Source organism: Pacificibacter marinus (genome assembly GCF_018860665.1).
In the GTDB taxonomy this organism is placed as follows: Bacteria; Pseudomonadota; Alphaproteobacteria; order Rhodobacterales; family Rhodobacteraceae; genus Celeribacter; species Celeribacter marinus_A.
Genome location: NZ_JAHKPK010000047.1, coordinates 19669 through 25271 on the forward strand (window position 1 = coordinate 19669; position 5603 = coordinate 25271).

A 5603-nucleotide genomic window follows, 5' to 3' on the forward strand; every position below is an offset into this window, starting at 1 on the left:
TTCTGTCATGCGTGGGCGGCCATAGCTGCCCAAGCTCAGGCGCGATTGTTCTTTAATGTGTGCCAACGTCACCATGTCAGACCGCTGTCTGCGGCTGGCAGGTCGGTTGCGATGCGCCCGCAAACCGCGCGGACTAACAGCCATAACCCGACACATCAGTTCAATGGAAAATGCAGATCGGTGTTCTTCCCCTCTCATCGAAACTACGTTTCAATTGCCGGGCAGTGGATAAACTTAAACCTCACGGCTTTTGGCTCGCAAAGAACACCGTGGCCTTTTTTAACACTTCCCTTTCCTCCTTGAGAATGCGGTTCTCACGTCGAAGCCGGTCATTTTCTTGGGCGAGGCTCAAATCCTCTTTCGACACCACATCAGTGTCTCGGTGTGCGGTGATCCATTTGTTCAGTGTGGACATGCCAACACCCAGATCGTCAGCCACCTGCTTACGCGTCAGACCACTGGTCAACGCAATCCGCACCGCATCTTGCTTGAATTCTTCTGTTCGCTTCAGTCCCATAGTCAGTCTCCTTTGTTGCAATAAATGCTATCAAAGGAGCGGCATCAAACCGTGACAGGTCCAATTTGCGCATAAATTCGAGTGGACACCCCATTCTTGCTAGGTTAATGATCATGGGTCGTAATGTTATATCGTAACATAATTGGGATTCCTGAACGTGTATTTGTCTAGAAATTATATTGCGCCCGCGGCGGTTGTCATGGCGCTGCAAGTTGTGTCGGCCGTTGCCGAAACGGTCACAGTGTCCAGCTGTGGTATGGATGTGACCCTTGAGCAACCGGCCTCGGCCATCGTGACACTCGATCAATCGTCGACGGAGACTTTACTTGGCCTCGGGGCGGCTCCGCAGATGGCGGGAAATACCTATTTGAAAACCGAAATTGCGCCGCAATACCGTGAGGCCTGGGAAACAGTGCCCTTGTTGACACGCGGTCGCCCAACGGCGGAGCTGGTCCGTGTCGCTGAGCCGGACCTGCTTTATGCTTATTCCAGCTATTTCTATTCCGTCGAAGCGGTCGGCACGCGCGAGGAGCTGCAGGATTTGGGCGTGGGTACATATATCAGCGCCGTCAGCTGCCCCGAAGACAATGCTCTGGGCATGACGTCCTTCGATCTTCTGGCGCTCGACTATGAAAATCTGGGCAGGCTTACAGGCAGGGAAGACGAGGCCCGCCAAGCAATCGAACTGCAAGAAGAGGCAATTCAGGCTGCGGGTGAAATCACGCTGACTCGCGAGGAGCCCATCCGTGTTGTCTGGCTTTACTCGGTGTTCGAGGGGACGCCCTATGTTGCCGGAGGCCCATCCATTCCCGGCAATATCAGCGAAATGACAGGCGTTCAGAATATCTTTGCCGATGTGGATGAACAGTGGCCCGGCGTGTCTTGGGAAGCCATTGCAGACGGGGAGCCGGACATCTTTATCCTTGGCGATTTGTCCGAGCGTGGATCGCTTGGGGATACGGTTGAAGAGAAGATTGCCATGCTGACATCCGAGCCGGGTGTCTCTTTCCTCGACGCGGTGACAAACGAACAGTTTATCATCGTGCCCGGCATCGAAATGGACCCCTCTATCCGGTCGGTCAATGCGCTTAACCTGTTTGTCGAAGGGCTGAAGCAACTTGGGTATGCTGAATAACGCCGGTCTGTCCCGCAGTCAGTTCTCGCCGCTTCTGGATCCGGCCACAGAGATAGCCGCTGAGATGGTCGCGCCGCAACAGGCCACCATCACAGAGCCGTCTTGCAGACCCGGATTTGTCATGGTGGCTTGTCTTGGCGTCATTGCGGTGCTCGTCTCGATGGCCATCGTGGTGCAGATCGGCGTGGCCGAAATGCATCTTGGCGATCTCGTGCGGATTGCGGGGTCACGGATGGGGTTTGATGTCGAGCCACTGAGCCGGATGCGGGAATCCCTGATTTGGGATTTGCGTTTGCCCCGTATCCTTGCGGCGGCCCTTGTTGGTGCGGCCTTGGCTGTTTGCGGTGCTGTGTTGCAGGCCTTGACCGGAAATGCTCTGGCGGATCCTTACCTTCTAGGGATTTCGGGTGGCGCATCGACCGGTGCGGTCTGTGTGGTGATCCTTGGGCTGGGGGGCGGTATCGCACTGAGCGCGGGGGCCTTCGTGGGGGCAATGGTGGTGCTGGTTTTGCTTTTGGTGCTGCTCCATCGCGATAGCGGCACCCCGCTGAAGCTCGTGCTCACAGGCGTTCTTGTCGGACAGTTTTTCGCAGCGATTACATCCCTCGTGGTCATGGCGGCGGGCGATGCAGAGACAACCCGCGGGATTACATATTGGCTTTTGGGATCATTGACGGCGGCGCGCTGGACGCCTGTTCTGATCCTGAGCGTTTTTACCATCGGTGGCGGCGTGATTATTTGGGCCTATGCCCATGTTCTGGATGCGATGGCCTTTGGCTCTGATACAGCAAAGACAATGGGCGTGAATGTGAAACGCGCGCGCTTTGTTTTGCTGGTTGCCTGCGCCCTGATGACCGCAACTGCCGTGGCTATGGTGGGGGCCATCGGGTTTATCGGTCTGATTGTGCCGCATGCGGCGCGCCTTATCGTGGGTCCGTTGCACAGCCAGTTGATCCCGTTTTCGGCAACACTGGGGGCGGGTCTGTTGATCTGGACCGATGCCTTGGCGCGTACGGTTCTGGCGCCGCAGGAAATTCCGGTAGGTGTGTTCACGGCCCTTATCGGGGTGCCCCTGTTTTTGCTGCTGTTACGGCGCCGAGGTGATCTGTGACGGAACTGGTCATCGACGATCTGTGTTGGGCGGCAGGCGGCAAACGCTTGGTCCACAATATATCGTTCAGCTTGGGCAGGGGGGAAACTCTAGGGCTGATTGGCCCAAATGGGTCGGGGAAGTCCTCGCTATTGCGGTGCATCGCGGGGATTACCGCCCCTGAAAGCGGCAGGGTCACCTACGGCGAAAGACAATTGCAGCAGATGGATGCGAAAACGCGGGCGCATTACCTCGCATTTGTAGAGCAAATGCAGCATTCCAGCACCGATATGCGCGTGACAGATATCGTGGCCCTCGGGCGGCTGCCGTATCGTCGCCGTTTTGGCCAGCTTACCGAGCAAGACAATGCCATTATTCACGCTGCCGCCGAGGCTATGGATTTGCAGCCCCTGTCGAACCGTATGTGGCGAACTATGTCCGGCGGGGAACAGCAGCGCGTCAATATTGCGCGTGCGCTGGCACAACGTGCAAAGGTGCTGGCGCTGGATGAACCGACGAACCACCTTGATGTGCGCCACCAGATTGATGTTCTGCGCCTTGTGCGGGACCTGCCGCAGGCGGTGTTGGTCTGCCTGCATGATCTGAGCCTTGCGGCGCGATACTGTGACCGGCTTGTGGTGATGAACGAGGGCCGCATGTTCGCGCAGGGGCGGCCAGAAGACATTCTGACTCCCGATTTGTTTCGCCGCGTTTTCAAAATTGACGCACACTTAAAAACCGAACGGGACGGGACGCGGGAAGTCCGGATCGCACATTGATCCTTGCGTCATTGCGCCGTCAAAACAGGAGAGACCCCTTGGCACAGGCAGTCCTACTTTCTAATGCCGCCTTTTTGCGTTTGTGGATCAGCAACACCGCATCCGGGCTGGCAACATGGGCATTGCCTTTTGTGCTGGCCCTGACAATCGTGGCTGACGAGTTGAGCGCGGCCTATGTGGGCCTCGCCCTCGCGGCGCGCACATTCGGATTTATTCTTGCGATGCCGGTTGGCGGTGTTCTTGCCGACCGGTCTGGGCCACGCCGCATGATCTCTGGGGCGGGGGTGCTGGCTGCATTGGGTATCCTGCCCATTGTGGCCGGCGTTTCGACCTTTGTCGGGGTAGGGTTCGTGATTATCGGCGCCTGTCTGACAGGCTTCGGGCAGGGGGCTTGCCGTGCGTCCTATCAGGCCATCATTCCCCGGGTCGTATCCGGCGATCAACGTCAGGCCGCCAATGCTGCCATGACGATTTCAATCCGGGTCAGCACCTTGGTCGGCCCGTCATTGGCAACCGTTTCGGTCCTGTATGTCGGCACCTCGATCACGTTTCTGATGATCGCTGCCTTGTGGAGCCTTGCGGCCCTTTTGCCCGCCAACCGGCCGCAGACTCCCGACACATCTGTGCATCGGCCTTTGACCCTAAGCCTCTTTATATCGGAACTGGGCGACGGGTTCTCAGAAGTGCGCAGCCATCCGTGGATTGTGGCGGGTCTTGCGGCATTGTCCTTGGTGATCACCTTTGGATATTCGGTGACCAACGTTCTGTTGCCGCAGGTCAGTAAGGCCCATTTCGGCGGACCGGAGTTGTTGGCGGTCTCGGTCACAACCTATACCTTGGGGGCCCTCGCCGGTGCGCTGGTGATCGCGCGGTGGAAGCCGAAAAATATTGGCTGGATCGCGTTGAGCGGCCTTGCCCTCTACGGTCTGGTGCCATTGAGCCTTATACAGCCGAGCCATATGATTTTGCCGATCGCCGCATTCTTTATCGCGGGTGTCGGGATCGAGCTTTTCAATGTGCCATGGTTCACGGCAATGCAGCGCGAGGTTCCGGCAGAGCGGCTTGCGCGGGTCTCCTCGGTTGATTTTCTTTTTTCCTATGGTCTGGCGCCCCTCGGGCTGGCGGGGCTGACACCGCTCACGCAGGCAATCGGGATCATTCCGGTTCTTTTAATCTGTGCGGTGATCTGTTTTGGGGCGCCATTCATTGCAATGATCGTTCCGAGCAGTCGCGGTTTTTCCCGTGTGTAGGGTCAGTCTTCCTTTTCTGCGGTTGCTTTTAAGTGTCTTAAACTCATCATCCTTACCCCGAAGGCCAAAATGGCTGTAACGATCAGCTTACCTGCAAGGCCCACGAACACAAACGTTGCTACGGCTATGACAACCACCTTGGCCGAGCGTAAAATGCTGCACAACGTGTCGAATGCCTAGTTTGGTGAATCTGCAGCCCAGAATCTGGCCCGTCGCCCAAAGGCAGCTATGGGCCGTGAGTGACGATCAGAACAAGGGGCGGAGATCTGCCTTTTGCTGCAGGTTCAAAATAGTATCAAAAGAGGTGTAAGCGGTCATTGATGAAGGCTATAGATTGCCATACCATTATCAAGCAGACCATGACCGATTAACCAGTGGTTGCCAGTAACTTTAGGATTTGCTCTGCGTTTTACATTCACGCGGCTGTTTTCAGTTTCATAGCGAGAGTCAAGCCGCCGATGCCCATGTTGGGTCGTTCGTTGTTGTAAGTCCAGAGCCATTGGGTTGCCTGATCCTGTGCCTTCTCGATGATTTCAAAGATGTATTGGCTCAGCTCTTCACCGCGAACGGATCGGTTGTAGCGTTCAATATAGGCGTTTTGCTGAGGCTTGCCTGGCTGGATGTATTCGAGCCGCACATTGTGTTTTTCAGCCCATTCCATAAGCTTTCCACTCACATACTCGGGTTGTCTGACGTCAGCACCCGTGGGACAGATTTGAGGATTTGAATAACGGAGGATTTCTGGTTCATCTTATCGATTAGGAGATCGAGATGACGAAGAAGCCCCAGACATCAAAAGACGCCGCCGACAAGGTGGTTAAGAACATCCGCC

General features: G+C 56.3%; 4 protein-coding genes and 2 pseudogenes. 4 read left to right on the forward strand and 2 right to left on the reverse strand.

Annotated features, from left to right (window positions below; translation table 11 throughout):
- Positions 1–517 (reverse strand): annotated as a pseudogene (locus tag KO497_RS13020) (transposase); the annotation flags it as partial.
- A 199-nt stretch (positions 518–716) separates the two neighbouring features.
- Between KO497_RS13020 and KO497_RS13025 the strand changes: the two are divergent.
- The 4 genes from KO497_RS13025 to KO497_RS13040 are packed head-to-tail and all read left to right on the forward strand — an operon-like array spanning position 717 to position 4771.
- Positions 717–1652 (forward strand): ABC transporter substrate-binding protein, encoded by a 936-nt coding sequence (locus tag KO497_RS13025; protein ID WP_215944399.1) that lies wholly within the window; start codon positions 717–719, stop codon positions 1650–1652.
- Positions 1642–2763, forward strand: coding sequence for a FecCD family ABC transporter permease (locus KO497_RS13030; protein WP_215944400.1), 1122 nt, complete (start codon positions 1642–1644; stop codon positions 2761–2763). The genes KO497_RS13025 and KO497_RS13030 overlap by 11 nt, the downstream gene beginning before the upstream one ends.
- Entirely contained in the window at positions 2760–3521 is a 762-nt protein-coding gene (locus KO497_RS13035; protein ID WP_215944401.1) for an ABC transporter ATP-binding protein, read from the forward strand. The genes KO497_RS13030 and KO497_RS13035 overlap by 4 nt, the downstream gene beginning before the upstream one ends.
- Positions 3522–3559: 38 nt before the next feature.
- Positions 3560–4771, forward strand: a complete 1212-nt coding sequence (locus KO497_RS13040; protein WP_215944402.1) for an MFS transporter — start codon at positions 3560–3562, stop codon at positions 4769–4771.
- Positions 4772–5186: 415 nt separating this feature from the next.
- On the opposite strand, the pseudogene KO497_RS13045 reads toward KO497_RS13040, so the two are convergent.
- A pseudogene (locus tag KO497_RS13045) lies at positions 5187–5456 on the reverse strand (integrase core domain-containing protein); the annotation flags it as partial.
- Positions 5457–5603 lie beyond the last annotated feature (147 nt).

Coding starts and splice junctions, on each gene's coding strand:
- KO497_RS13025 (WP_215944399.1), top strand. CDS start 717: ATGGCGCTGCAAGTTGTGTCGGCCGTTGCCGAAACGGTCACAGTGTCC.
- KO497_RS13030 (WP_215944400.1), top strand. CDS start 1,642: ATGCTGAATAACGCCGGTCTGTCCCGCAGTCAGTTCTCGCCGCTTCTG.